The 741-nt window shown below is 43.6% G+C and carries 1 protein-coding gene and 1 pseudogene; one reads left to right on the forward strand and one right to left on the reverse strand.

Annotated elements, in window-relative coordinates:
• Nucleotides 1–124, reverse strand: a pseudogene (gene chrS / locus ACWHAR_RS26610) (chromate efflux transcriptional regulator ChrS); the annotation flags it as partial.
• 213 nt (nt 125–337) lie between these two features.
• On the opposite strand from chrS, the gene ACWHAR_RS26615 reads away from it, so the two are divergent.
• A partial coding sequence (locus ACWHAR_RS26615; RefSeq protein ID WP_452088369.1) for a gamma-glutamyltransferase occupies nt 338–741 on the forward strand: 404 nt, incomplete at its 3' end.

The following is a 741-nucleotide window of genomic DNA, read 5'->3' on the forward strand; positions in this document are numbered from 1 at the left end:
GTGACAAATCGACTCTTTTGCCAAGATCCGTATAAGAAATTCTGCCTTCTTCATGCAAAATCGTGAGAATTTGTTTATCAGTCTCATCAAGTACAAGGTTGGGGATTTGATATTCATGACTCAATTGCTCCACCTGCTTTCGTAGCCTTTTAGCAATCATTTTATCATAAAAGTTACGTATCGAAATAATAATTTTTTATTTGTTTTCGAAATGAATGCAAAAATATCTTATTATTTGCGAAAAGAAGAAAGTTCGTCAGTTTTTCTGCCGGATCAGTAGATGTGAAAAATCAGGCTCCCTATACTGAAGAAAATTTCTTAAAAAAGGGGACTTGTGATGAACAAATCTGTCATCGGTACAAAGCAAATGGTCGTCAGTCCGCATTACCTCGCTTCTCAAGCCGGAAACCGCATACTGGATAAGGGAGGCAACGCGTTTGACGCCGCTGTTGCGGTGAGTGCTTGTCTTGCGGTTGTGTACCCGCATATGACCGGACTTGGCGGGGATTCCTTTTGGCTGACCTTTCACCAGGAAACAAAGGCAGTAAAAGTCTACAATGGCAGCGGCCGTTCAGGAAAAAACGTAACGAGAGATGTATATAAGGGAAAAAGAGCGATTCCGCTTCGGGGAATTGACAGTGCCATTACCGTGCCGGGAATGGTTGATAGCTGGGATGCGGTCCTGAAGGAGTACGGGTGTCTGTCTCTTGCAGATGTATTGGAGCCCGCACGCGATTATGC

It is taken from the genome of Bacillus sp. LR--39, assembly GCF_053613335.1.